The sequence below is a fragment of the Propionivibrio dicarboxylicus genome (genome assembly GCF_900099695.1).
Taxonomy (GTDB): Bacteria; Pseudomonadota; Gammaproteobacteria; order Burkholderiales; family Rhodocyclaceae; genus Propionivibrio; species Propionivibrio dicarboxylicus.
The window spans coordinates 256171-279554 of sequence record NZ_FNCY01000002.1 but is presented as its reverse complement, the minus strand read 5'-3'; the positions used below and the strand labels follow the sequence as shown (position 1 = coordinate 279554).

Below are 23384 nucleotides of genomic sequence, written 5' to 3'. Positions count from 1 at the left end.
CGACCTCGTTCCTTGGGAAGTCGTGCCGATGCGCGCCTCGATTCTTGCCTTCGCCGCCGGTGTCGTGTTCTTGCAACAGCAGGCGCAGTTGCCCGGCCGTGCGCTGCTGGCGGCGCTGCTGTCCGGCGCGGTCGGCTGTTTGTGGGTCGTCTGGCGGCGATGGCGGATGCCCGCGCATCGGGGCTGGCGCGTGCTGCTCGCGCTGGCGGTTTTTGCGCTCGGCTTTGCCTACGCGGCCTTGCGCGCCGACGCGCGTCTCGCCGACGCGCTGCCGGTCGAGTGGGAAGCGCGCGATATTGTGCTGACCGGTGTCGTCGTCGCCTTGCCGCAACGCATCGAACGCGGCGAGCGCTTCGAATTCGCCGTCGAGGCGGTGCATACCCCCGGCGCGCGGGTGCCGCCGCGGATACTGCTGGCCTGGTATCACGCGCCCGACGCGCATGACGATCCCGAGTCGGGTTTGGGGCCGGCCGTGCGACCGGGCGAGCGCTGGCGCCTGACGGTGCGCCTGAAGCGGCCGCACGGCAACGCCAACCCGCACGGTTTCGATTACGAGGGCTGGCTGCTCGAACGCGGCCTGCGTGCGACCGGTTCGATCCGTCCGCGCGGCGATCTGACGCGTCTCGATGCCTTCGTCTGGCGACACGATACGGTGGTCGAGCGCTTGCGCGACGCGGTACGTGCACGTTTTCTGTCGGTACTGCCCGAGGCGCCGTATCTGGGCGTGCTGGTGGCGCTGGCGCTCGGCGATCAGCGGGCGATTCCGGCGGCACAGTGGTCGCTCTTCAATCGCACCGGCGTCACGCATCTCGTGTCGATCAGCGGCCTGCATGTGACGATGATCGCCGCGCTCTTCGGTGCGCTGGGCGGTTGGCTCTGGCGGCGCAGCGAACGCGCGATGCTGCGTTGTCCGGCGCAGCGCGTGGCAGTCATGGCGGCCTGGCTGGCGGCGCTTTGCTATGCCTTGCTCGCCGGGTTCGAGGTGCCGGCGCAACGCACCTTGTACATGCTCAGCGTCGTCGCACTGGCGCTCCTGTCCGGGCGCAACTTCGGCGCCAGCCGCACGCTGGCGCTGGCGCTGCTGGCGGTGTTGCTGCTCGATCCCTGGGCGGTGCTGGCGATCGGCTTCTGGCTGTCCTTCGGTGCCGTCGCCGTGCTGCTGTTTGTCGCGTCGCCGGCCATCGGCCGTTCGTCCGGCTGGCGCGCCGGACTGAAGCGCTGGGGCATCGCCCAGTGGGCGGTGACGTTGTTCAGCGCGCCGATGCTATTGTTCTTTTTCCAGCAGTTCTCTCTGGTGTCGCCGCTGGCCAACGCGCTGGCGATTCCCTGGGTCAGCTTCGTCATCACGCCGCTGGCCCTGCTGTTTGCCGTTCTGCCCTGGCCACCGTTGCTGGCGCTCGACCATGCCGTGTTGGTGCCGTTGATGGATTGCCTCGGTTGGCTGGCGCAATGGCCGACCTGGCAGCGCCCGGCGCCGCCCCTGTGGAGCCTCCCGATCGCGCTCATCGGCGTCGCCTGGCTGTTGCTGCCGCGCGGTATGCCGGCGCGTTGGCTGGGCATCCTTCTCCTTTTGCCGGCGCTGGCCTTCGAGGCCGAGCGGCCCGTTGCCGGAAAGGCCTGGGTCGATGTGCTCGATGTCGGCCAGGGGCTTGCTGTCGTCATTCGTACGGCGAGGCACGCGCTGCTCTACGATACCGGGCCGCGTTATGGCGCCGAGACGAATGCCGGGACGCGCGTGGTCCTGCCGTTCCTGCGCGCGGTCGGTATCGACCGGCTCGATGCGCTGCTCGTTTCGCATCGTGACGCCGATCATGCCGGCGGTGCCGACGCGGTGCGCGAGGACATGCCGGTCGGGCGTCTCCTGACCTCGATCGCCGAATGGATTGGCGGCAGCGGCGAAGCCTGCGTCGCCGGCGACGATTGGTGGTGGGATGGTGTCCGCTTTTCCCTGCTGCATCCGGTCGCAAGCGAAGACCGGACGCGGGGCAGCGAGAATCATCGCAGTTGCGTGCTGCGCGTCGAAGCCGAGGGCCGGGTAGTGCTTCTGACCGGGGATATCGAGAGCGCCGATGAACGGGCGCTGATCGCGCGTGCCGGCGATCGTCTGCGTAGCGACGTGCTGGTGGTGCCGCATCATGGCGGGCGGGGATCGTCGTCGCCCGAGTTCGTTGCCGCGGTGGCGGCCAAGGAAGCTGTATTCTCGGTCGGCTACCGCAATTCCTACGGGCATCCGCGCGCCGATATCCTGGCGCGCCATGCCGGCAGCCGCGTTTGGCGCACCGACCGCGACGGCGAACTACGCTTCGTGCTCTCGGCGACGCCGGAGGTGCGCGCCTGGCGGCAGGTGCAGGCACGTTACTGGCGCCAGGAAAAATCACTTTGACATTGTGACGGCCGGCGAAGATACTGCGTTGGAGAGCGATGGGCGATGGGCGAAGATGAATAAAAAACCGGTCATGACCCTGCGGTTTTTCCTGGCGCTGTTTTCCGCTGTGCTGGTCTGCGTCGCGCTGGCCTATGCCGTCGAGGATTTCTGGCGAAACCGGGCGCTGGTGCAGAAAGTGGCGATCCTCGCCCAGCGCAATCGCCTGGCTGACGATTGCCTGCAGTCGGTCGCGAGTTTTGCCTTCGAGCGCGGGCGAGTGAACATCGTGCTGCGCGGCGCTGCGGCGGTCAGTGCCGATAATCGCAGCTTCATCGACGCCCAGCGCGAACGTGCCGATCGTCATATCGAGCGGGTGCTCGCGGCGACGCCGAATTCGGCGGAGGTCAAGGCGCAGGACGTGCGCCGCGCCTGGTCGTCGATCCAGTCGCTCCGGGACGAGGTCGATCGCGACATCGCCTTGCCCACGCCGCAGCGCGATCCTTCACTTCCCGTGCGCTGGATGGATCTCAGCGACGATCTGATCGACCGTCTGGAACGTCTGCTGGTGGCCTCGACGGAAAAAATCGGCGACGGCGACCCCTATTTCGACCGCCTCGCAGCCTTGCGCGTGTCGGCGCTGCATTTCCGTGTTCTCGTCGGAAAACTGGCGACGCAGGTCGGTGCGCAGTTGTCGTCCGGAAAGCTCCCGGGACGTGCCGCCTTGCGCGAAGCCTATGAGACGCGCGGTCGGATCGACCAGTTGTGGTCGGTCCTCGAAGCAAGTGCCGAGGGGCTCGGCGATGTCGCAGTGTTCCAGTTCGTGGCGCGCGCCCAGGCGCAGGTGCTATGGGTGTTGCGTCCCTTGCAGGACGAAATCCTGCTGGCCGGCGAGGCTGCAGTGGTGGCGCCGATGCCGGTCGAACGCTACGTCGCCGCGGCCGTTCCGGCGCTCGAGGCGACGGCCGCGCTCGCCGATTCGATCAATCGCAGCGCCGAAAAGTACGTTCAACGACAGGCCGATGAGGCGCGGCGCAGCATGGTCTTCTCGGGCGGCGGCATCGTCTGCGTTCTCGTCGCCTGCAGCTTCGCCGCCTGGTTCTATCGGCGTCGTTTCGCGTCGCCGCTCGACGAAATCCTGCGGCGTATCGACGTCCTGCTGATGACGCAGGCCGGGAATGGTGGAAAAGGCAGTGGAAAAAGCGGTGGCAAGAGCGGTGATGACAGTGCCGGAGGTGGTGTTGTGGAGCAGGCAGGCGCGGGCGGCGACGAACTGGACAAGGTGCAGCAAGCCTTGTCGATGCTCGACAGCGCCATTGCTGCCCGCATGGCGACCGAAGCCGCGTTGCGCGCGAGCGAATCGGTCAATGCGTCGATCCTGGCGTGTGCGCCGCAGGCCATCATCAGCACCGATCTTGACGGCGTCATTACCGTGTTCAGCCCCGGCGCAGCAAAAATGCTGGGGTACAGCGCCGCCGATGTCGTCGGCAAGCAGACGCCGCTGTTGTTCCACGATCCGGACGAGATCCGCGAGCATGCGGAGCGCCTGGCGCAGGAAAGCGGCATGCCGGTCGGCCAGGGTTTCGGCGTGTTCGTCGCGCGGCTGCGCGCCTTCGGTGAAATCGACGAGAGCGAATGGATCTATATCCGCCGCGACGGGCATCGGCTCAAGGTCATGCTGACAGTGACCTTTCTTCGCGACGCCAGTGGCGATGTCTGCGGCTGCCTGGGCGTCGCCACCGACGTGACCGAGCGGGCCGCGGCGGCGGCGCGCATGTCGATGATGGCCTATCACGACCCGCTGACGCAGTTGCCGAATCGCCGGCTTCTCCACGACCGTCTTCAGGTGGCGATAGCGCAAGCCCGGCGGTCCGGTAATCGTCTGGCGATGATGCTGATCGACCTCGATCGCTTCAAGCCGGTCAACGACCAGTTCGGCCATGAGGTCGGCGACATCGTCCTGAGGACCGTGGCGGGCCGGATGCGGGCCTGTCTGCGCGAGTCGGATACGCTGGCGCGCGTCGGCGGCGATGAGTTTGTCGCGGTGGTGCCGGGGATCGACGCGGTCGAAGATGCGTTGGGCGTGGCCGAGAAGATCCGCGCCGAACTCGTTACGCCGATCGTGATCGATAACGGGCCGAGCGTGTCGGTCGCCGGCAGCATCGGCGTGGCGCTGTTCCCGGATCATGGCGAAAGCGAGCGGGTGCTGCAGAACCGCGCCGACGAGGCGATGTACGTTTCCAAGAGTCGCGGACGCAATTGCGTGACACTGTACGAGCACGCCATGCAGCCGGTGGTGACGGCAAGCGTCGGCGAGAATGTGCCGGTCCTGCGCCTGGTCTGGCATGGTACCTTCCAGTGCGGGGTGGCGATGATCGACAACGAGCATCGCGGGCTTTTCGAACGCGCCAATGCGGTCTTCGACGCGATGCTGCGCAGCAGTCCCGGCGACGGGGGGCGCTTGTCCTTGCTCGATCCGCTGATCCGCGACGTCGAACAACATTTCGCCCACGAGGAAGCCTTGCTGGAAAAGCTGGTCTATCGCGGTGCGCCAGCGCATGCGCTGCGCCATCGCTTGCTGCTCAAACGCGTGCATATGCTGCATCGGCGCGTGTCGATCGGCGAGATCGGCGTCGGCGATCTGGTCGCCTTCCTCGTTCAGGAGGTTGTGTTCCGGCACCTTTTGCACGAGGATGTCGCCTATTTTGAATTTGTGCGACAGGCGATGCGAGAGAGCGACGAACAACAGGAAGCGGCGGATGCGTGAGCTCAAGGCTGAGGCCGTAGCGGTGGCCTGCGTGCGCTGGCAGGAAGGTGGCGACACGGTCGCTGCGCCGTGGCGTTCCGAAGCGGGGCTGGCGGCGCCGTCACGCGTCGAAATCGCCGATGACACGCTGCGTGCCGATGACGCCTATCGGCTGGCGTGCGCCGGGACCGCGCTGCTCTGGCGTGGTGATTTTCATAATGCGCGGCAGTTGCTGCAGGCGATGGCGCGGCGCATCGATCGGCGCAACGCCAGCGCCAAGCCGGCCGCCAACCTGACCGACGCCTTTCACCGCAATCGCATGGCGCAGGCGCAGCGCGCGCGGATTCTCGGCAGCGTGCTGATTCCGGTCGATGCCGACTATCGAATTCCGCTGCGGCGTGCCCCCGACGTGCGCGCGGCCTGTCTCGCCGCCTGGGGCGATGCGGCGGCGCCTTGCGTTGTCTCCTTGCGCGAAGTGCTCGGCTTGGTCGGCGCCTACGAATGGCGGCGGCGTGGCGTCGAGATCCCGGCGCTCGGCGATCGTATCCATCCGCATTACGGCGTGTTCTCGCCGGTGCGCGGCGAGTATGTCGGTCTGGTGGCGCAGGCGCCCTGGCCGGGCGGCAAGCTGCCGGCGTCGGCGTTTGACATCGGCACCGGTACCGGCGTACTGGCGGCCGTGCTGGCACGCCGGGGCGTCGCGCAGGTGGTCGCCACCGACCAGGATGCGCGGGCGCTCGCCTGCGCGCGCGACAACGCCGAACGGCTGGGCTTGTCGGCGGCGATTGCGGTCGTCGAGGCCGATCTCTTTCCGGCCGGACAGGCGCCGTTGATCGTCTGCAATCCGCCCTGGGTACCGGGCAAGCCGAGTTCCGCCCTCGAATACGCCGTTTACGATCCCGACAGCCGCATGCTGCGCGGTTTTCTGGGTGGCCTGGCGGCGCATCTCGCGCCCGGCGGCGAAGGCTGGCTGATCTTGTCCGATCTTGCCGAACATCTCGGCTTGCGCACGCGCCAGATCTTGCTCGACTGGATCGCCGCGGCGGGGCTCAGGGTGCTCGGTCGGCTCGATGCGCGGCCGGAACACGGCAAGTCGCGCGACGCCGACGATCCCCTTTATCTGGCGCGCGCGGCCGAGGTCACGTCGCTCTGGCGGCTGGGCGCCGCTTAACCCGGGGCCGACGGAGGCATCGCTTGGATTCGTGGAAAATGCGCTGGGGCATCAATCAGTGGGCGGCGTTTTTCGAGAACCAGGCCTTGCCGGTGATGGTGCGCTCCAAGGAGTGGCTCGAACGTCTCGACGCGGAGGAAGGCGAGGCGCCGTCGCCGAAGGACCTGTCCGACATCGTCCTGCAGGATCCCTTGCTGTGCCTGCGTTTGCTGCGCGAGGCCGAGCGGCGCAAGTCGCATCGCCTCGATCGTGAAACGACGACGGCGCTGGCGGCGATCCTGCAATTGGGGAGCGACGAGTTTCGCGCCTTGTTGCAGTCGAGTCCGACGGTCGATGAGAACAACGCCGGATTGCTCCTCGTCGAGCAGCGCGCCCATATTGCCGCGCGTCTGGCGCTGGCCTGGTCGACCGGGCGAGGCGACCTCAATCCCGACGAGGTCGCGCTGGCGGCCTTGCTCGGTGGTGTCGGCGACCTGCTGCTCTGGGTCTATGCGCCTGAAATTCCCGAGAAGGCGGCCGAGTTGCTGCGCTCGGGACGGGCGGCGCGCAGCGCGCAGGCGCAACTCCTGGCCTGCGGTTTTGCCTTCAAGGATCTGACCTTGCAATGCGCCGAGCGCTGGCGTCTGCCGGCCTTGGTGATCCAGTTGCTGCGCGGTTCGGAGTCGGCGCGGGCGCGGATGACGCGCGTCTGTTCAAACGCGGCGCGGCATATTCTGGACGAATCGGAGACTTCCGAGCTGGCCCTGGCGGCCGATCTGGTCGAAGCCGCGCGGCTGATCCCGAATGCCGGGGTCGACTGGCTGGCGAGTGCTTTGGTGATGTGCCCGGAGGCGCGCCGGACGCGGGTGGCGGAACTGGCGCAGGCGCAGCATGGCGCCGAGTTTGGAGGGTGATGCGGACCGCTGGTGCGGTCGGGTGATTCAGGGGGTGATTCGGACGGCTGACGCGTCCCCGTGTTAGCCTTGGGGAACCGTCAGGGAAGACAGGCGCCGCGATACCCGTGACCGCGGCCGGTCGTTCCCTTACTTGCCGAGTTGAACGTAACCGGTCGCGGCGTTCGCGACGGCGCTCGGGGATACGTTGCTTTGCAGGGTGCCGAGTTGTCCGGACAGGGCGAAGCCGATGTAGGCGATGAGGAGCATCGAGCGGAGAATGCGGTTTTTCATGTAAGACTCCTTGGACAGTTGACAGTGACTTTTGTATGGAGCGGAGTCTAACTATTTTTCGCTGGTTTACAATATACGTATAGGCAAATTTTTAGTTACTACAGGTTAATAATGGATTCCGTCTCCGATCTCGCGTTTTTCGCCTTGCTAATCAAGCATGGCAGTCTGTCGTCCGCGGCGCAGGAACTCGACGTGACGCCGCCGGCGGTGAGCCGCCGCCTGTCGTCGCTGGAGAACCGCCTGGGCATCCGCCTGCTCAACCGGACGACGCGGCGGATCTCGCTGACCTACGAGGGTGAATTGTATCTTGAGGAAGGTCGGCGCATCCTCGACGACCTCGACGAGCTCGAGCAGCGCGTCTCAAGTGGGCACTCGGTGCCGCAGGGCTTGTTGCGCGTCAATGCGACCTTCGGTTTCGGGCGCGAGTATGTGACGCCGATCATTGCCGATTTCCTGCAGATGTATCCCGATGTCGAGGTGCAACTGCGCCTGACTGACCGGCCGATCAATCTGGCGGAGGAGGGCTTCGACGTCTGCATCCGTTTCGGACACATTCCCGACGCCCGCATCGTCGCGCGCAAGATCGCCACCAACCGCCGCTATCTGTGCGCGTCGCCCGAGTATCTGAAGAAATACGGCATGCCGCAGTCGCCGGCCGACCTGCAGAACCACAAGTGCATCGTCATCCACCAGGCCAATTCCAGCGTCGGCACCTGGCACCTGAGCAACGGCGTCAGTTCCGAGACGATCAAGGTGCGCGGCACCGTCGTCTCGAACGACGGCGAAGCCGCCGTGCTGCTCGCCTTGCGCGGCCTCGGCATCCTCGAACGCTCGGAGTGGCACGTGGCGCCGTACATCCGTTCGGGACAGTTGCAGCTCTTGCTGTCCGACTGGGAATTGCCGGCGGCCGATATTTACGTCGTCTACCCGGTCAAGAAAAACCTGTCGGCCAAGGTGCGCGCCTTCGTCGATCACCTGGCAACGGCGATCGCCCACCACGAGGTCGTCACCGACGGCGTCAGCAACAAGTGGTAGGCGTGGCGCCTGGCGAGCGCGGCGCGGGCAGGGCGCCCGCCGCCGCTTCTTTCTCCGCCTCCTAGCCCAGTTCGACGGCCAGATCGCCCTTGGCGCGGCTGCTGCAGGCCAGCACGTAGCCGGCGGCCTGTTCCTCGGGCGTGAGCGGCAGTGCGCTGGCGCTCTCGACTTCGCCGTCGACGAGGCGGCATTTGCAGGACCCGCAGACGCCGGTACGGCAGGCGCCGATGATCGGCAGGCCCTCGCGTTCGAGCACGTCGAGCAGCAGTTCGCCGACGGCGATCTCGGCGCTCCGGCCGAAGGACGGGACGTCGAGCCGGAAGCGCTCGTCGCTTGTCGGCGCTTCGCTGCAGATCGGCGCGAAATCTTCCTGGACGATCGCGTCGTCGGCGACGCCGGCCGCACGTAGCCAGTTGGCGACGTCGGCCATGTAGCCGGTCTGGCCGCAGAGGTAGGCGCGCAGTTCCTGGGCCGGGGGCAGCAGCGCCTGCAGGCGTGCCGCGTCGAGGCGGCCGTGCTGGCAGGCCAGGTCGCCGCGCGGGCGGGTCAGGAAGACGTGCAGCTTGAGGCGCGGATGATGCTCGGCCAGGGCCAGCACGTCCTTGCGGAAGATGAAGTTTTCCTCGTCGCGGGCGCTATGCACGAAGTGGATGTCGCAGTCGGCATTCGTGTCGAGCAGCCAGCGCGACATCGCCATCATCGGCGTGATGCCGCAGCCGGAAGAGAGCAGCACCAGATGGCGCGGCGGCGGGCCGGGTGGCAGCGCGAATTCGCCGGCCGGTGCCAGCGCCGGCAGTGCCATGCCGGGCTGCAGATGGTCGAGCAGCCAGTTGGAAACGAGCCCGCCGGCGACGCGACGGACGGTGATCGAGACGGTGTCGGGCGTGGTCGGGCTCGACGAGATCGAATAGGCGCGCCAGTGGCGGCGTGCGTCGATGTCGACGCCGACCGACAGGAATTGCCCGGGCAGGAAGGAGAACGGCGCGCCGTCGGGCCGAGCGAGCACGAAGGTCGCCGTGTCGGGCGTCTCTTCGCGGCGTCCGACGCAGGCGAGCGGCGTGTCGTTGTACGGGGGATTGGCTGAGGTCATGATGTTTGGATTCGATGCCAGGAGAAAAAGCGCCGGGTCCAAGCCCGGCGCGTGAGTTGCTACGAAAGACGGGACGCGCCGGTGTTACGCAGCCAGCATGTCGCGCAGGTCGTCCTCGACGGTCGAGATGAGGCGCAGACCGAATTCGCGGTTGAGCGTGGCGATCAGGTTCGGCGTCAGGAAGCCGGGCGCGGTCGGGCCGACGCGGATGTCCTTGATGCCGAGCGAGAGCAGCGTCAGCAGAATGACGATGGCCTTTTGCTCGAACCACGACAGGACCAGCGACAGCGGCAGGTCGTTGACGCCGCAGCCGAAGGCGTCGGCGAGGGCGAGGGCGAGCTGGATCGCCGAATAGGCGTCGTTGCACTGGCCGATGTCGAGCAGGCGCGGGATGCCGTTGATGTCACCGAGGTCCATCGTGTTGAAGCGGAACTTGCCACAGGCGAGCGTCAGGATCAGCGCGTCCTTCGGCGCGGCGGCGACGAGGTCGGTGTAGTAGCTGCGCTCGCGCTTGTCGCCGTCACAGCCGCCGACGAGGAAGAAGTGGCGGATGTTGCCGGCCTTGACCTGGTCGATGACGGCCGGGGCGGCGCCCATCAGCGCGTTGCGGGCGAAGCCGGTGGTCGTGTAGACCGGCGCCGCGTCGGTGGCGAAGCCCGGTTGGGCGAGCGCGGCTTCGATCGCCGGCGTGAAGTCGTTGCCGTCGATGTGGGTGACACCGGGCCAGCCGACGATGCTGCGCGTGAAGATGCGTGCGCCGTACTGGCCGAGGTTCGGGTCGATGATGCAGTTCGAGGTCATGACGATGGAACCGGGGAAGGCAGCGAATTCCTTCTGCTGGTTCTGCCAGGCGGTTCCGTAGTTGCCGACCAGGTGCTTGTACTTCTTGAAGGCCGGGTAGGCGTGCGCCGGCAGCATTTCGCCGTGCGTATAGACGTTGATGTCCTTGCCTTCGGTCTGTTGCAGGATGAGTTCGAGATCGTGCAGGTCGTGTCCCGAGACGACGATGGCACGGCCCTTGATCGGCTGCGTGTTGACGCGGGTCGGCTCCGGGTGGCCGAAGGTCTCGGTCTCGCCCTTGTCGAGCATTTCCATGATGCGGTAGTTGAGCGTGCCGATGTCCATCGCGCACTGGAACAGCGCGCCGGCGTCGGCCGGTTGCGTGCCGAGGAAGGCCATGATTTCGTGGAAGCGGCCGGCGACCTCGCTGTCGGTCTGGCCGAGCACGCGGGCGTGTTCCATGTAGGCAGCGGCGCCCTTGAGGCCGTAGAGGCTGAGCAGACGCAGGCCGATGACATCTTCGCCGACGTCCTTCTTCTGGCGGTTGAGCGCGAACGACAGCGCGTCCGAGAGCATCACCGTCTTGGCGTCGGGCAGGCGGTAGTGGGCAGCGGCCGGCAGCGTCTCGGCGACGATGCCTTGCGCGGCGCAGGCGGCTTCGTAGCGGGCGCGCAGGTCGTTGCGATAGTGGTCGGCGCGACGGCTGAAGTCGATGATGCGTTCAGCATCGAAGTTGACGTTGGTCAGCGTCGAGAAGAAGGCTTGCGGCACATAGGCGTCGATCTCGGCATCGACGACGCCGACCTTGCGCGCGGCGACGGCGTAGGTCGACACGGCTTGCAACAGGTGCACGAGCATGTCCTGCAGGTCGGAAACCTCGCTGGTCTTGCCGCACATGCCGCGGGCGAAGGTGCAGCCGGCGTCGCCTTGGGGGGTTCGGATCGTGTGTTCACATTGCACGCAAAACATGGGGTTGCCTTTCTCGAAAAATGGGATGGGTTGGAAAACGGAAAACCTTATTGCGAGGATCGTGCCAGGGACGCTGCGGCCTTTTGCGTCAATGACTTGTCGCCAACTCGGGAGGAGGTGGAGTCGAAATGACTCGGCCGGTGTTGGAGTCAAAAACACTCCGGTGAGTCGTTTTGACTCTGCTGTGTGGCCGTAGTCAGATCGCCCGGCGACGGTTAGGATGTCGCCTTTGTTGGCCGGGATCGGCGGAGAAATGATGGGGTCGGGCGGGGAAGGCAGGACGACAGCATGGCGGCTGACGCCGCGGCAACAGGGCATCGCGCTGGTGCTGGTGACGATGGTGATGTTCGCGGCGTACGACGCGATTTCGAAGTATCTGGCGCGCGGGTATCCGATTCCCGAACTGCTGTGGATCCGTTATGTGACCCACGTCACCTTGCTCGTCGCGCTGTTCGGCCGCCGCATGGGCTGGGATATCGTCCGCACCGCGCGCCCCGTGCTGCAACTCCTGCGCGCGTCGATGCTGGTGGCGGTTTCCTTCCTCGTCATGCAAGGCTTGCGTCATATTCCGCTGGCCGAGACGACGGCGATCATCTTCCTGACCCCGCTGCTCGTCACGGCCTTGTCGGCGCCCTTGCTCAAGGAGCGTGTCGATGCGCGCCAGTGGGGCGCGGTGCTGGCCGGTTTTATCGGCGTCCTGGTGATCGTCCGGCCGGCCGGTTCGTCGCTCAATCTGGCGATCATCTTTCCGCTGGCGTCGGCGGTCTGCTACAGCCTCTACCAGGTGCTGACGCGCAAATTCAAGGGCAGCGAGCATCCGGTGACGACGCATTTCTATACCGGCCTCGTCGGCTTCGTCGTCTGCAGCTTCGCCTGGCAACCCGGCTGGGTGATTCCCGCCTGGGGACCGGGCTGCCTGATGGTCAGCCTTGGCCTGCTCGCCGGCATCGGCCACTACATGCTGATCCAGGTCTTCGAGCGCATGGGGCCGGCGATCGCTGCGCCCTTCACCTACACGCAGCTCGCCTGGGCCGCGTTGTTCGGCCTGGTGTTCTTCGGTGAAGTGCCGGATGTCTGGTCCTTGCTCGGCATTGCCATCATCACCGCCAGCGGTCTTTACGTCGCGCTGAGTCCCGGCCGTCCGGACGGCGCGGCGCGCTGAAGGGCTTGCCGCCTGGCGTCAGCTGCCGATGCCGAGGCGGCGGGCAAGGCGCTGCAGATTGGCGCGGTCGATACCCAGTTGTCGCGCTGCTTGCGACCAGTTGCCGTCGCAGGCAGCAAGGGCGGCGGCGATGCGTTGTGCCTGGAAAGCGTCGATGGCCTGGCGCAAGGGCAGGCTGTCGGTCGGTGTCGCTTGCGGTGCAGCGGTGGTCTCGGTGCGCGCCGTCGTGCCGTTGCCGAGGCCGAGGTCTTCAGGCTGGATCAAGGTGCGTTCCGGATCGCGCTGCATTGCCTTGAGGCTCGCGCGCAGCAGCAGGTGTTCGAGTTCGCGCACATTGCCGGGCCAGTCGTAGGCCGCCAGGGCCGCGAGCGCCAACGGATGCAGGTCGACGCGGGCGAGGCCGAGCTTGTGGCGGGCCAGATCGAGGAAATGGCCGGCGAGGACGGCGAGGTCCTCGCGGTGTTCGCGCAGCGGCGGCACCGCCACCGGGTAGACGTGCAGGCGGTGATAGAGGTCGCTGCGGAAGCGTCCGGCGTCGACTTCGCGCTGCAGGTCACGGTTGGTCGCGGCGATGATGCGGACATCGACACGGATGATCTCGTCGGCGCCGACACGCTGGATTTCGCCCTGCTGCAATGCGCGCAGCAGCTTGGCCTGCAAGGACAGCGGCAATTCGCCGATTTCGTCGAGGAAGAGCGAGCCGCCGTGCGCCAGCTCGAACTTGCCGGGCCGGTCGGCGGTGGCGCCGGTGAAGGCGCCCTTGCGGTGGCCGAAAAGTTCGCTTTCGGCGACGGTTTCCGGCAGCGCCGCGCAATTGATCTGCACCAGCGCCTGCTCGCTGCGGCTCGACTGGGCATGCAGCGTGCGCGCGACGAGTTCCTTGCCGGTGCCGGTTTCGCCGGTGATCAGGACGGCGAGGTCGGTGGCCGCCACCGTCGCGATTTCCTGGCGCAGGCGGCGCATGGCGCGGCTGTTGCCGACCAGGTTGCCTTCGCGGCGATAGGCTTCCTGCATCAGGTCGCGAGCGATCGCGCGTTGCCGTTCGCTCGCCTGTTCGAGGGCGCGGATCAGCGCGACGTTGCGCAGTGTGGCGGCGGCGAGCGCGGCGAAGGCGGCGATCGTCGAGTCGCCGATGCGGTCGAAGGCTTCTTCGTCGAGCGCGTCGAGCGTCAGCGCGCCGACGAGTTCGGCGTCGACGTGTAGCGCGCAGCCGAGGCAGGCATGGACCGGCAGGGCGCGATCGGCGTCGGTGGCGATGAGTCCGTCGAACGGATCGGGCAGCGTGCTGTCGGCGGGAAAACGGACCGGCGTCGGGCTGTTGATGATCGCCGCCAGGCGCGGATGCGCGGCCGGATCGAAGCGGCGGCCCATGAGTTCGGGCGCCAGGCCCTGGCTTGCCATCGGAATCAGTTGGCCATCCTGCAGGTGCAGCAGCGCGATCGCGTCACAGGGCAGGACCGAGCCGATGGCGGCGACGAGGCGCTGGAACTGGACCTCGCCCGGCATGGTGTTCGAGAGGTCGACGGCGATTTGCCGGAGGGCGCGGTCGATGGCCTGTTGCGAGGGCATGGCGGGTGCGGGAAATAGAATTGAAGGTGGAAATATTGGCGTCAAGGCGGCCAGTATAGAAGGAACCCGGGCGATTGCGAAAAGCGACGCCGGTCGGACTAGGACGATGCGCGCGGCGGTGTTCGCACGGCGTTGACGAGAAAGTCGACAAATGCCCGGACTTTTGCCGACAGGTGACGGTTCTGCGGATACAGGATAGAGAATGGACGGCTGCGGCCGCCGTAGCGGCCGAGGACTTCGACGAGTTCGCCGCGTGCCACGGCCGGTGCGGCGATGAAGTGGTAGATCTGGAAGAGGCCGCCGCCGGCAGCGGCCCAGCTGATGCAGCCGAGGGCGTCGTCGAGGACGCGCAGGCGGCTGCGGAAGCTGTAGTCGATGTCGCGGCCATCCTCGTCCCGGAATATCCACGACATCGCCTGGCCCGTGCTCGGCAGGATGAACTGGATGCAGTCGTGCGCGGCGAGGTCGGCGAGGGTTTGCGGCGTGCCCTTGCGGGCGAGATAGTCCGGGGTGGCGAAGACGCCGACCGGCGCGTTTTCGAGCGGATGGGCGATCAGGCGCGAGTCGTCGGGGACGCCCAGGCGGATGGCGAGGTCGAAGCCTTCCTCGACGAAATCGACAAGCTGACTCGAGAGGCTGAGTTCGAGTTCGATCTGCGGATAGGCCGCCGTGAAGGCCGGCAGTAGCGGCATCAGGCGGTAGTTGGCGTAGAGCGTGCCGACGCTGACACGCAGTGTGCCGGACGGCGTCTTCTGTCGGCCGGTGATGGCGCGCTCGGCTTCGATGATCCGTTCGAGTGCCTGCTGGCATTCCTGGCGATAGAGTTCGCCCTCGGCGGTCAGGCGGATGCTGCGCGTCGTGCGCGAGAAGAGACGCACGCCGAGTCGGTTTTCGAGCCGGCTGATCGAGCGACTGACCGAGGCCGGCGTCAGGCCGAGAAACTCCGCCGCCGCGGTGAAACTGCCGAGTTCGGCGGCCTTGCAGAACTGTTCGATGCTGCTCAGTTGGACCGGGTCGATGCCGCGCATATGTTCAACAATGTAATAAATAAAATGATTCTACCGGTCTTTATTCGCTTTGCGGTGCCGAATACAGTGACGCCTGTCGGGAAACGGCGCCTCTCGCCGCCTGGCTTCGGCCCGGGCTTCCCGGGTTAATCCGCAATCTTGAGAAAAGGACGTATTGCATCATGAGCGAAATCTGTTGGCCCGACGCTTATCTGCCGGGTATGAGCGACAACTATGTGTCGAACGAAGTCATCGTCGCCGGTCTATCCGTGGCCGAGGTTTGGCCGTTTCTGGTGACGCCGTCGCGCTGGCCGGGCTATTACGACAACGCCTCGGCGGTGCGGCTTCATCACGACGGTGCTGCCGAACTCGGTCTCGGCATGCGCTTTCGTTTCAGCACCTTCGGCTTCCTGGTCGAGGCCGAGGTCAATGAGTTCGAGCCGCCGGTAGCGGGCAAATCGGCGCATGTCGCCTGGCACGGCTGGGTCAAGGGCGACGCGACGGCGCGTCTCGATGTGCATCATGCCTGGTTGCTCGAAGATCTGCCGGGCGGTCGCGTGCGCATCCTGACGCAGGAGACGCAGAACGGTGTGCCGGCGAAGGCGCTTGCGGCGACGACGCCGAATCCGATGCTCAACGCGCATCAGGCATGGCTCGACGGTTTGGTGCGCGCGGCCCGGGCCGGCAAGGTTTGAGCGAGAGTGAATGCAAGAGCCCGATGCGGCCAGTGTTGCAGGAATTTTTTCTTGCGTGAGCGTGTCTGAGCGCCGGCGTTTTCAGTATCGATGCTTTTGTCGTTTTTCGTAGCACAATGACGGCATGCCGGAACGCCTGCCGTTCGATTTTGAGGAGAGAAGAATATGTCTGCCCTGTTTTCACCGTTCAAGCTCAAGGATGTCACCCTGCGCAACCGCATCGCGATTCCGCCGATGTGCCAGTACAGCGCTGTCGATGGCCTGAGCAACGACTGGCACCAGGTCCATTACGCCAGCATGGCACGCGGTGGCGCCGGGTTGGTCATCGTCGAAGCGACTGCCGTTGCGCCCGAGGGCCGCATTACCCCGGCCTGTCTCGGTCTCTGGGATGACGCGCAGGTCGAAGGCCTGGCGCGCATTGCGCGCGCGATCAAGGCGGCCGGCGCGGTGCCAGGCATCCAGATCGGCCACGCCGGCCGCAAGGCCAGCGCCAACAAGCCATGGGAGGGCGACGATCACCTTGCCGCCGACAATCCGAGTGGCTGGACGCCGATCGCACCGTCGGCCGTCGCCTTCGGCGCCAATCTGCCGCGCGTGCCGCAGGCCATGAGTCTCGCCGACATCGACCGCGTGCGTGGCAATTTCGCCGCCGCGGCGCGGCGCGCACGGGCGGCCGGCTTCGAGTGGCTCGAACTTCATTTCGCCCACGGCTATCTTGCCCAGAATTTCTTCTCGCCGCATTCCAACCGCCGCGACGACGCCTACGGCGGCAGCTTCGCCGGGCGCAGCCGCTTCCTGCTCGAGACGCTCGCCGAGGTGCGTGCCGTCTGGCCGGAAAATCTGCCGCTGACGGCCCGTTTCGGTGTCATCGAATACGACGGCAACGATGAGGCGACGCTGGCCGAATCGATCCAGTTGACCCGGCAGTTTCGCCAGGGCGGCCTCGATCTTCTCAATGTCAGCGTCGGCTTTTCGATTCCCGATGCGAAGATTCCCTGGGGCCCGGCGTTCCTGGCGCCGGTGGCCGAGCGCGTGCGGCGCGAAGCCGGGCTGCCGGTGGCGTCGTCGTGGGGGATCGAGAATCCGCAGACGGCCGACCGTGTCGTGGCCGAGCAGCAGATGGATCTCGTCATGATCGGTCGCGTGCACCTCGCCAATCCGCACTGGCCGTATCAGGCGGCGCTGGCGCTCAAGGAAGACAAAGCCGCCTGGGTCCTGCCGGCACCGTATGCGCATTGGCTGAACCGCTATCGGCCGGGTTGAGATCGTATTTCAAGGGCGTCGCAGGCGTGCCTTCGGGCGCGCGGCAGCGCCATTTTTCATTGATCATGGAGTGACTGAATGATGCAAATTGCATTTCTCGGCCTCGGGGCGATGGGGTCCCGCATGGCTGCTCATCTGTTGTCGGCCGGCTATCCGCTGACCGTCTGGAATCGCACGCCGGCAGCGGCCGCCGAACTCGTCAGCCGGGGGGCTCGTCTGGCCGCAACGCCGCGCGAGGCTGCGCTTGGTGCCGATATTGTCGTTGTCATGGTGCGTGATGACGAGGCCGCGCGGGCGGTCTGGCTCGATGCCGGGCAGGGCGCGCTGGCCGGCATGAAGGCCGGCGCGGTGGCGATCGACAGTTCGACCTTGTCTTTCGAGGGCAGCCGCGCGCTCGGCGCCGCCATCGAGGCGCAGGGCGTCCGCTTCCTCGATGCGCCGGTGTCCGGCTCGCGTCCACAGGCCGATGCCGGGCAACTGATCTTTCTCGTCGGCGGCGATCAGGCAGTGTTCGCGCAGGTCGAGCCGGTGCTCAAGGCGATGGGGTCGGCGGCGCATTACGCCGGGCCGGTCGGCAGCGGCGCCTTGGTGAAGCTGGCGACCAACACCTTGCTCGGCGTGCAGGTTACGGTGATCGCCGAACTCGTCGGTGTGCTCCAGCGCAATGGCATGGACCCGGCGCGCGCGCTTGAGATCGTCGGTTCGACGGCGGTCTGGAGCCCCTACGCGTCGCGGGCCTTGCCATCGATGCTCGCGGGCGATTTCCGTCCGCAGTTTCCGGTCGAACTGGTCGAGAAGGATTTTGGCTATGTGCTGCGCGCCGCCGGTTCCGACGCCGCAGCACCGACGATCGCGGCGGCGCGGCAGGTATTTGCCGATACCGCGGCCGCCGGTTTCGGCGCCGAACAGCTGACGGCGGTCGTCAAGCTGTTCGCGGGAAAGTAGGGCGCTATACGGCAAGCCGCTTCGGGCGGCTTGCCTTCAAGTGCTCGGAAACAGTACTTGGGAGCACGACGCAAAAGCCGGACTCAAAAGCGGAACAGCTTGGCCGGCGTTTCCGTCAGGATGATGCGGCGGGCTTCGGCGTCGGGAACCCAGCCGTCGAGTTGGGCGCGCAGCGTGCGGTGCGAGACCTTGCCTTCGAAAGCCGTATGCGGCCAGTCGCTGCCCCAGACCAGGCGCTCGGGGCCGAAGGCCTTGAGCAGCAACGGCGCCGCGTCGGCGGCGATGGCGTCGCTCGAGCGGTAGGGCGCCGAGAGCTTGACCCAGACCTGGCGCGTGTTTGCCAGTCCCAGCAGGTATTTGAAACCGGGGTCGTTGATGCCTTGGGTGACGTCGGGCTTGCCGAAGTGGTCGATGACGACCTTGGCGCCCTGGTCGAGCAGCGGCGTCACGGTCTGCGCCAGACGTGCCGCATCGTCATAGACTTCGATCTGCCAGTCGAGGCGGCGGCAGGTGGCGACGAGCTCGCGCCAGACGCTGCTCTTCATGTCGTCGACCGGCTTGCCGATCAGGTTGAGGCGGATGCCGACAATGCCGCCGGCATTGAGTGCGTCGAGCTTGCCGATGTCCTTGGCCGGGTCGATGACCGCCAGCCCGCGCACGCGTCCGCCGCTCTGGCGGATGACGTCGAGCGTGTAGTCGTTGTTGGTGCCGAGTATGCTGATCGGGACAATGACGCCGTGGCTCATGCCGTTGCTGTCGAGCATGCGCAGATAGTCGGCGGGCAAGGCGTCATAATCGGGCGTATAGCGCCGGTTCGGCACGAAGGGCAGGCCGCGGTGAAAGACGTGGGCATGCGTGTCGACGCCGGTGACGGCGCGTTTTTCACCGGTCGCGCCGGTGGCGCAGGCGGCCAGTCCGAGCGGCAGTGTCGAAGCGGCCCCGAGTCCGAGCATTCCGAGATTGAATTGACGGCGGTCCATGCTGATGTTCTCCCCTGTGCGTTGGCGACAGGGGAACTCTAGCCGGGCAAGCTTGCAAACAGCTTTCGTTTTTCCGAAGCGTTGCGGAGGCCTAGTGCACCGATCGCGGCGAGTCGGAGACGTTGCTGAAGATCTCGTCGATTTTTGCCTTGTCGAAGCGGTAGGTGTGGTTGGCGAGGTCGTCGCGGATGACGACGGCGCCGTTCGCCGCCAGCGTCCGGTAAACGTCTTCGCGGCCGAGCGTGCGCAGCATGTTGCCGACTTTCTCCCAGTCCATCGGGCAATGGTGGGTGATCTCGCGCGCGTTGAAGAGACGTACCGTTTCTTCATGGAACAGCCGGGTCAGCAGCGCTTCGCTGCCGAGCGTCAGCAGTTCGTCCTTGGTAACCGTCGCGGCCAGTGCCTCGATGCGCGCCCAGCCGTCAGCGTCGCGTTGGTCGGTCGAGGGCATTTTCTGCAGGAAGAGGCCGGCGATGCCCGTGGGCGTTGCGGCAAGGAAGAAGCGCGAAGCGAGCTGTTCGGACTGCCCCAGGTAGTGTTCGAAGATCGCGGCGATGCTGTCGCCGACGACCGGCACCACGCTCTGATACGGTTCTCGCATCGAGGCCATGTCGAGCGAGAGCAGGAGTTGGCCATGGCCGAGCAGTTCGACCAGCTTCGTCGAACTGCCGATGTTTTCGCCGACCTGGGCCATGCACCGCAGGTTGAGCGTTTCGCTGCAGTCGATCACGAGTAGCGAAAGCGGACCGTTGCCGCGCAACTGGATGGTCAGCCGCCCCGGTTGTTTGAGCGCGTCGGCAAGCAGCACGGTGGTGACGCTGATCTGTCCGAGCAGGTCGATGATGGTTGCCGGGTAGTCGCGACCGGTCAGCAACTGCTGCCAGACAGTGTCCAGGCGAACGACGGCGCCGCGGATGTCGAGGTCGTCGAACAGAAAACGTTGGACGATATTGGGCATCGCTTCAATTCACTTTCTTGGCTAAACGGGCGACTATTCTACTGTAATTTCCGCCCCGGCCGTTCGGCCAGGAAGCGTTCGAACGCTTCAGCTTCGAGCGGGCGGCTGATCGGGTAGCCCTGCGCCTCGTTACAGCCGAGCGTTTTCAGTGTCGCGAGTTGTTGCGCAGTCTCGACGCCTTCGGCAATGACCGAGAGCTTCAGGGCCTGGCCGAGCTGAGCGATGGTCTCGATGATGCCGCTACCCACCGGTGTCGATCCGATGTTGCGGATGCTGGCGAGAATGGCATCGCCGTTGTTATGTTTCGGAGTCGGTCTTGCGTCTGCCTGTGATACGCCGTGACAAGGAAATCAAGCAGGCACTTGGCCGGCTTCGCAATGTTTTTTTCGTTGTCCGCCGGGTTCGTGCGGGGAGGGTCAGATCAGCGTGTCGCCATAGGTGTCGGCTGAGAAGCCCACCAGCAGCGCTGTGCCGGTATCGAGTACCGGGCGTTTGATCAGTACCGGATAGCGCTTCATCAAGGCCAGCGCCTTGTCTTCATCGAGATCGGTGCGCTCCGCCTCGGAGAGCTTGCGCCACATCAGACCGCGCGTGTTGAGCAGCGTCTGCCATCCGGCGCGGCGGTTCCAGTCGGGCAGGCGACTGTCCGTCACGCCGGCCTGCTTGTAGTCGATGAATTCGTAGGCGATGCCATTCGCGTCGAGCCAGGCAAACGCCTTCTTCATCGTGTCGCAGTTTTTTATGCCGTAGACCGTGATCATGGGATGCGGTAAGTGTCGGGCTCAGGTCGACAGCGTGCGTCCGAGATGGTTCTCGACCGAGGCGATCTTCGTCTTCATCCGGCTTTCGCCGCCCGCGCGGTAATCGACTTTGAGCTGTGTGCTGATGCGCGGGCAGTCGGCCTTGAGCGCCTCGAAACAGGCGGTGACGACGCCCATCACTTCAGGCCACTCGCCTTCGAGGATGGTGCCCATCGGCGTCAACTGATAGGTGACGCCACTCTTGTCTATGATGTCGATAATGCGGGCGACATAAGCGCTCTTGCTTTCGCCGACGGAGGTCGGGAACATCGAGAATTCAAGCAGGACCATGCGGGACTCCTTTCGTTGGCGGGGAGGCGGGGCAGGCGCCCCGCCCGGGCTCAGCGCTTCAGTTTAGCAAATGCCGCCGCCATGGCGCCGGATTGCTCCGGCTGGCGCGCCTGCTGTTGCCGCGCCTTGCCACTCATCGGCACGTTGCCGGTTTTCGGTCCGGCCGGCACGTCGTCGGTCAGGCGCATGGTCAGCGCGATACGCTGGCGCGGCAGATCGACTTCGAGCACCTTGACCTTGACGACGTCGCCGGCCTTGACGACTTCGCGCGGGTCCTTGACGAACTTGTTCGAGAGCGACGAGATGTGTACGAGGCCGTCCTGGTGCACGCCGATATCGACGAAGGCGCCGAAATTGGCGACGTTGGTGACGACGCCTTCGAGCAGCATGCCGGGGCGCAGGTCCTTGACTGCCTCGACGCCGTCCTTGAAAACGGCGGTCTTGAATTCGGGACGCGGGTCGCGGCCCGGCTTCTCGAGTTCCTTGAGGATGTCCTGCACGGTCGGCAGGCCGAACTTGTCGTCGGTATATTTGACCGCTTGCAGCGACTTGACGAGGCGCGTGTCGCCGATCACGTCCTTGATGCCTTTCTTGATGTCGGCAAGGATGCGTTCGACGAGCGGATAGGCTTCCGGGTGCACGGCCGAGGCGTCGAGCGGGTTGTCGCCGCTGATGACGCGCAGGAAGCCGGCGGCCTGTTCGAAGGTTTTCTCGCCCATGCGCGGTACTTCGAGCAGCGCCTTGCGGTTGGCGAAGGCGCCGTGCTTGTCGCGGAAGGCGACGATGTTGCTCGCCAGCGTGCTGTTGAGGCCCGATACGCGCGTCAGGAGCGGGATCGAGGCGGTGTTGACGTCCACCCCGACGGCGTTGACGCAGTCCTCGACGACGCCGTCGAGGGCGCGCGCCAGCTTGGTCTGGCTGACGTCGTGCTGATACTGGCCGACACCGATCGATTTCGGTTCGATCTTGACGAGTTCGGCGAGCGGGTCCTGCAGGCGGCGCGCGATCGAGACGGCGCCGCGCAGGCTGACGTCGAGTTCGGGAAATTCGCGGGCGGCATATTCGGAAGCCGAATAGACCGAGGCGCCGGCTTCGGAGACGACGATCTTGGTCATGTGCATTTCCGGCAGGCCGCGGATGAGGTCGGCGGCGAGCTTGTCGGTTTCGCGCGAGGCGGTGCCGTTGCCGATGCTGATCAGGTTGACATTGTGCTTCTTCGCCAGCACGGCCAGGGTGTGCAGCGCGCCGTTCCAGTCGCAGCGGGGCTCGTGCGGGTAGATCGTCGCCGTTTCGAGCAGCTTGCCGGTGGCGTCGACGACGGCGACCTTGCAGCCGGTGCGGATGCCGGGGTCGATGCCCATCGTCGTGCGCGGCCCGGCCGGCGCGGCGAGCAGCAGGTCGTGCAGGTTGGTGCCGAAGACGCGGATGGCTTCTTCCTCGGCGCGTTCGCGCAAGGCGTTCATCAGGTCCGATTCAAGGTGCATGAAGACCTTGATGCGCCAGGTCCAGCGCACCGTGTCGGACAGCCATTTGTCGCCCGGACGGCCCTGGTCGCTGATGCCGGCACGCTTGGCGATGCGCGCCTCGCAGGGGTTGTGGCCGACCGGCTTGTTGGCTTCGTCGAGTTCCGAATCGAGTACCAGCGCGACCTGCAGCATGCCTTCGTTACGGCCGCGTAAGAGCGCCAGCGCGCGGTGCGAGGGAACGCTGGCGAGCGGTTCCGAATAGTCGAAGTAGTCGCGGAACTTGGCGCCTTCGGTTTCCTTGCCCTCGACCACGGTCGATTTGACGACGCCATGATCGTCGAGGTAGGCGCGCAGTTCGCCGAGCAGGACAGCGTCTTCGGAAAACTGCTCCATCAGGATCTGGCGCGCGCCGTCGAGTACGGCCTTGGTGTCGGCAAAGCCGGCATCGGCATTGAGGTATTTTTCGGCTTCGCTTTCCGGCGACAGCGTCGGGTCGGCGAGCAGCGCTTCGGCGAGCGGCGCGAGGCCGGCTTCGCGGGCGATCTGCGCCTTGGTGCGGCGCTTCGGCTTGTACGGAAGATAGAGGTCTTCGAGGCTCTGCTTGGTTTCGGCGCCGTCGATCTGGGCGGCGAGTTCGGGCGTCAGCTTGCCTTGCTCCTCGATCGAGGCAAGGATCGCGGCGCGGCGGTCTTCGAGTTCGCGCAGATAGGTCAGGCGTTCGTCGAGCAGGCGCAGTTGCGTGTCGTCGAGCCCGCCGGTGACTTCCTTGCGGTAGCGGGCAATGAACGGGACGGTCGCGCCTTCGTCGAGCAGGGTAACGGTAGCCACCACCTGTTGCAGGCGGCAGCCGACTTCTTCGGCGATTTTCTGGGTGATGCGAAGTTCTGCAGAGGACATCGGTGGTTCTTGTCGAGGGGAAAAAAGGGCGA

The 23384-nt window shown here is 65.9% G+C and carries 20 protein-coding genes; 9 read left to right on the top strand and 11 right to left on the bottom strand.

All coding sequences use genetic code 11. The features are described 5' to 3' along the window. Window positions 1–28 precede the first annotated feature (28 nt). The 4 genes from BLR25_RS04845 (at window position 29) to BLR25_RS04830 (ending at window position 7172) form a co-directional block, all read left to right on the top strand. The gene (locus BLR25_RS04845; protein ID WP_091934479.1) at window positions 29–2383 is read left to right on the top strand and encodes a DNA internalization-related competence protein ComEC/Rec2; all 2355 of its coding nucleotides are present in this window, start codon (window positions 29–31) and stop codon (window positions 2381–2383) included. A gap of 73 nt (window positions 2384–2456) precedes the next feature. After that, window positions 2457–5129, top strand: coding sequence for a diguanylate cyclase domain-containing protein (locus tag BLR25_RS04840; protein ID WP_176785747.1), 2673 nt, complete (start codon window positions 2457–2459; stop codon window positions 5127–5129). Then, the gene (locus BLR25_RS04835; protein WP_091934470.1) at window positions 5122–6279 is read left to right on the top strand and encodes a methyltransferase; all 1158 of its coding nucleotides are present in this window, start codon (window positions 5122–5124) and stop codon (window positions 6277–6279) included. Before BLR25_RS04840 ends, BLR25_RS04835 begins: the two co-directional genes overlap by 8 nt. 23 nt (window positions 6280–6302) lie before the next feature. Then, on the top strand, window positions 6303–7172 hold the full coding sequence (locus BLR25_RS04830; RefSeq protein WP_143009761.1) for an HDOD domain-containing protein: 870 nt from the start codon (window positions 6303–6305) through the stop codon (window positions 7170–7172). Between the two features lie 129 nt (window positions 7173–7301). On the opposite strand, the gene BLR25_RS21195 is transcribed toward BLR25_RS04830, so the two are convergent. After that, on the bottom strand, window positions 7302–7445 hold the full coding sequence (locus tag BLR25_RS21195; protein WP_176785746.1) for a hypothetical protein: 144 nt from the start codon (window positions 7443–7445) through the stop codon (window positions 7302–7304). A 111-nt stretch (window positions 7446–7556) separates the two neighbouring features. On the opposite strand from BLR25_RS21195, the gene BLR25_RS04825 reads away from it, so the two are divergent. Next, complete coding sequence (locus tag BLR25_RS04825) at window positions 7557–8480, top strand: LysR family transcriptional regulator (RefSeq protein ID WP_091934463.1); 924 nt, start codon at window positions 7557–7559, stop codon at window positions 8478–8480. A gap of 61 nt (window positions 8481–8541) precedes the next feature. Here the strand turns inward: BLR25_RS04825 and BLR25_RS04820 are convergent, their stop codons facing one another. Then, window positions 8542–9570, bottom strand: a complete 1029-nt coding sequence (locus tag BLR25_RS04820) for an FAD-binding oxidoreductase (RefSeq protein WP_143009760.1) — start codon at window positions 9568–9570, stop codon at window positions 8542–8544. An 84-nt stretch (window positions 9571–9654) separates the two neighbouring features. Then, the gene (gene hcp / locus BLR25_RS04815) at window positions 9655–11319 is read right to left on the bottom strand and encodes a hydroxylamine reductase (RefSeq protein ID WP_091934457.1); all 1665 of its coding nucleotides are present in this window, start codon (window positions 11317–11319) and stop codon (window positions 9655–9657) included. A 220-nt stretch (window positions 11320–11539) separates the two neighbouring features. Between hcp and BLR25_RS04810 the strand changes: the two genes are divergently transcribed. After that, the gene (locus BLR25_RS04810; protein ID WP_091934455.1) at window positions 11540–12481 is read left to right on the top strand and encodes a DMT family transporter; all 942 of its coding nucleotides are present in this window, start codon (window positions 11540–11542) and stop codon (window positions 12479–12481) included. 18 nt (window positions 12482–12499) lie between these two features. Here BLR25_RS04810 and norR read toward each other — a convergent pair whose 3' ends face one another. Both norR and BLR25_RS04800 read right to left on the bottom strand, forming a co-directional pair. Continuing rightward, a complete protein-coding gene (norR, locus tag BLR25_RS04805) occupies window positions 12500–14050 on the bottom strand; it encodes a nitric oxide reductase transcriptional regulator NorR (RefSeq protein ID WP_091934451.1) in 1551 nt (516 codons plus the stop codon). Between the two features lie 98 nt (window positions 14051–14148). Next, complete coding sequence (locus tag BLR25_RS04800) at window positions 14149–15078, bottom strand: LysR family transcriptional regulator (protein WP_091934448.1); 930 nt, start codon at window positions 15076–15078, stop codon at window positions 14149–14151. A gap of 161 nt (window positions 15079–15239) precedes the next feature. Between BLR25_RS04800 and BLR25_RS04795 the strand changes: the two genes are divergently transcribed. The 3 genes from BLR25_RS04795 (at window position 15240) to BLR25_RS04785 (ending at window position 17960) form a co-directional block, all read left to right on the top strand. Beyond that, complete coding sequence (locus BLR25_RS04795; RefSeq protein ID WP_091934445.1) at window positions 15240–15752, top strand: SRPBCC family protein; 513 nt, start codon at window positions 15240–15242, stop codon at window positions 15750–15752. A gap of 165 nt (window positions 15753–15917) precedes the next feature. Further along, the gene (locus BLR25_RS04790; RefSeq protein ID WP_091934442.1) at window positions 15918–17015 is read left to right on the top strand and encodes an NADH:flavin oxidoreductase/NADH oxidase; all 1098 of its coding nucleotides are present in this window, start codon (window positions 15918–15920) and stop codon (window positions 17013–17015) included. 78 nt (window positions 17016–17093) lie between these two features. Beyond that, window positions 17094–17960 (top strand): NAD(P)-dependent oxidoreductase, encoded by an 867-nt coding sequence (locus BLR25_RS04785; RefSeq protein WP_091934438.1) that lies wholly within the window; start codon window positions 17094–17096, stop codon window positions 17958–17960. Between the two features lie 83 nt (window positions 17961–18043). On the opposite strand, the gene BLR25_RS04780 is transcribed toward BLR25_RS04785, so the two are convergent. The 6 genes from BLR25_RS04780 to BLR25_RS04755 form a co-directional block, all read right to left on the bottom strand. Continuing rightward, window positions 18044–18940 carry an amidohydrolase family protein gene (locus BLR25_RS04780; protein WP_091934435.1) on the bottom strand — a complete coding sequence of 299 codons (897 nt, stop codon included), beginning with the start codon at window positions 18938–18940 and terminating at the stop codon, window positions 18044–18046. 91 nt (window positions 18941–19031) lie between these two features. Continuing rightward, the gene (hslO, locus tag BLR25_RS04775) at window positions 19032–19898 is read right to left on the bottom strand and encodes an Hsp33 family molecular chaperone HslO (RefSeq protein WP_091934432.1); all 867 of its coding nucleotides are present in this window, start codon (window positions 19896–19898) and stop codon (window positions 19032–19034) included. A 38-nt stretch (window positions 19899–19936) separates the two neighbouring features. Continuing rightward, window positions 19937–20161, bottom strand: a complete 225-nt coding sequence (locus BLR25_RS04770; protein ID WP_281245562.1) for an EAL domain-containing protein — start codon at window positions 20159–20161, stop codon at window positions 19937–19939. 153 nt (window positions 20162–20314) lie between these two features. After that, window positions 20315–20659 (bottom strand): arsenate reductase, encoded by a 345-nt coding sequence (locus BLR25_RS04765; protein WP_091934426.1) that lies wholly within the window; start codon window positions 20657–20659, stop codon window positions 20315–20317. Window positions 20660–20680: 21 nt separating this feature from the next. Beyond that, window positions 20681–20989, bottom strand: a complete 309-nt coding sequence (locus BLR25_RS04760; protein ID WP_091934423.1) for an MTH1187 family thiamine-binding protein — start codon at window positions 20987–20989, stop codon at window positions 20681–20683. A gap of 50 nt (window positions 20990–21039) precedes the next feature. Continuing rightward, window positions 21040–23352, bottom strand: coding sequence for a Tex family protein (locus tag BLR25_RS04755; RefSeq protein WP_091934420.1), 2313 nt, complete (start codon window positions 23350–23352; stop codon window positions 21040–21042). Window positions 23353–23384: the final 32 nt, after the last annotated feature.